This window comes from Streptomyces sp. CBMA123 (assembly GCF_014596465.1).
GTDB lineage: Bacteria > Actinomycetota > Actinomycetes > Streptomycetales > Streptomycetaceae > Kitasatospora.
This window is the reverse complement of the sequence record NZ_MECK01000428.1, coordinates 1-2,469: the sequence shown is the minus strand read 5'-3', so window position 1 is coordinate 2,469 and position 2,469 is coordinate 1. Positions and strand designations below refer to the sequence as shown.

The window sequence follows — 2,469 nt, the reverse complement described above, 5'->3', positions numbered from 1 at the left end:
CCCGGGCAGGGGTTCGGCGCCGGCCGGGCGGGTGCCGGGCGCGGCGGCGACGGGCTGGGCCTCGGCGCTGCCGTGGCTGTCGGCGTGGGCGTTGTCGCGGCTGGTCAGTTCGGTGACCGCCAGCCGGGTGCCGGGGCGGGTCTGGCGCAGTCCGGAGCCGCGGTTGCCGCTCACGGTGCAGCCGGTGACGCGCACCGGCTCCTCGGAGTCCACCCGCAGGCCGTCGCGGGTGTTGTCGGTCAGTTCGCAGCCGGTCAGGGCGGCCCGGGCGCCGGCGGCGAGCAGGACGCCGTGGCGGCGGTTGCCGTGGACGCGGGTGCGGGCGGCGGTGAGTTCGCCGCCGTCCTCGACCAGCAGGCCCTCGCCGCTCCAGTCGGCGATGTCGCAGTCGCGCAGCGAGGCGAGGCCGCCGGGGCCGATCTCGACGCCGTTCACCGTCCCGCCGGCGGCGGTGGCGGTGGCGGTGCCGCGCACGGTGGTGGCGCCGACCTGGGTGTTGCCGCCGTCGGCGACCCGCAGGGCGGCGCGCCCGCCCGCCCCCAGCAGGCAGGACTCCAGGCGCCCGCGGCCCTCGCGCAGTACCTCGACGCCGTGGCCGCCGACCTCGGCGACGTCCAGGCGGCGCAGCAGCGGGTTGGCGCCGTCGCGTACGACGACCCCGGCGCCGGCGGCGCCGCGCACCTCCAGGCGGTCGAACTCGGCGGCGCTCTCGCCGGTGAGGTCGACGGCGTCGCCGGCGCCGGCGGTGACGGTGGTGCGGGTCAGGACCGGGCTGGCGGACTCGTCGACCAGGATGCCGGTGCCCTGGGCGTCGCTGACCTGGCACTCCTCGAAGCGGCCCCGGGAGCGGGCGGTGACGTGGATGCCGTGGCCCTTGGTGCGGGTGGTGCGGCAGCGGCGCACCAGCGGGTCGGTGCCGCCGGCCAGGACCAGTCCGTGGCCGCGGGTGGCGTCGAACGCGCAGTCCTCCAGGAGGACCTGGGCGGTGGAGCTGACGTAGACGCCGATGGCGACGTCGCGCACGGTGGTGCGCAGGACCCGGGTGGTGCTGTGTTCCTCCAGGGCGATGGCGGGTTTGTCGGTGGCGGAGATCTCGCAGTCCTCGATGGAGCCGCGGCCTTCGCCGTTGGCGCACACGCCGTTGCCGCGGGCGTCGCGCAGGACGCAGTTGCGCACGACGGGGTTGGCGTTCTCGCCGATCACCACGGCGGAGCTGCCGAGGTGTTCGATGACGGTGTCCTCGATGACGCTGGTGCCGGTGGAGGTCTCGACGATGCCGGCGCCGGCGGGGTTGACGATGCGGCAGCCGCGCATGGCCAGGGAGCCCTGCTGGCGGGTGAGGACGGCGGTCCAGGAGTTGCCCGCGACCTCGCAGTCCTCCAGGGCGGCCTGGCCGCGCGGGACGTCGATGGTGGGCAGTTCCTCGTCCTGGCCGTGCAGGACCAGGCCGGTGAGCTGGACGGCCTCGGCCACGACCTGGACGACGGCGCCGCGGCGCGGGGAGATGCGTACGCTGCCGCGGGCCTCCTCGGCGGTGATGGTCACCATCTTGGTGATCACCAGGTTCTCGTCGTAGCGGCCGGGGCGGACGCTGATCACCGCTCCGCTGCGGGCCGCCTCCAGGGCGGCGCCGATCGTGCGGTAGCCGCCCTCTTGCGGCTCCGCGCCGACCGTCAGCACATGGCGGGCCATGGGGCGCTCTCCTCCGTCGTTCGTGGCTGTGGTGCTTGCCGTGCTTGTGGTGCTCGGTGGTACGGGGCTGGGGGTGGGTCAGCCGGTGCAGTCGGCCTTGACGGCGGAGGCGGCGTGGTGGGCGTAGGTCTTGACGCTGTCGCCGACCCAGTCCTGGCCGCGGCTGTGCATCACCACGGCGATCCGGCCGCCGCTGAGCGGGAAGGTGCCCGCCGAGACCCACTGGCCCCGGTAGGAGACCTGGTTCACGAGGAAGGACTGGTTCTGCACGGTGTAGTAGGTCGGGGCGCCGCCGACGGCCTTGAGGTCGCCGTTGGGCACGTACACCGACAGGCGGCAGCTGCCGGTGGTGAGCGAGCCGGTGTTGAAGGTCCACACCACCGAGTTGCTGCTGTCGTCCTTGCCGGAGGCGCCGGACATCGGCATCGAGGCGAAGCCGCCGGCGCAGCCGTCGCCGGTGTAGCCGCCGGAGTTGTTGCGCCAGCCCTTCTGCCCGTCGTCGTACCAGCCGTTGCGCTGCATGGAGGTGGATCCGCCGCAGCCCGGGCCGGCGACGCCGCTGTAGGTGGGCGCGGGCGGCGGGGCGGGCTGGGCGGACTTGGCCGGGGGCGGGGCCGGCTGCTGGGGGGGGGGGGGGGGGGGGGGGGGGGGGGGCTTTGGGGGGTGGGGCAGTGGGGTCGTCGGGTGCGGGGTCGTCGGGTGTGGGGTCGTCGGGTGCGGGGTCGTCGGGGGTGGGGCCGGCGCTACGGGATCTCCCAGCAGAAGCGGCCCTCGAGG

Annotated in this window: 2 protein-coding genes; both read right to left on the bottom strand. The window is 75.5% G+C overall.

Annotated elements, in window-relative coordinates; all coding sequences use genetic code 11:
* Positions 1–1,692: right-handed parallel beta-helix repeat-containing protein (locus BG452_RS47320; protein WP_188307976.1), on the bottom strand; the 1,692-nt coding region annotated here is incomplete at its 3' end.
* A gap of 78 nt (positions 1,693–1,770) precedes the next feature.
* Entirely contained in the window at positions 1,771–2,214 is a 444-nt protein-coding gene (locus BG452_RS32680) for a hypothetical protein (RefSeq protein ID WP_188307975.1), read from the bottom strand.
* Positions 2,215–2,469 lie beyond the last annotated feature (255 nt).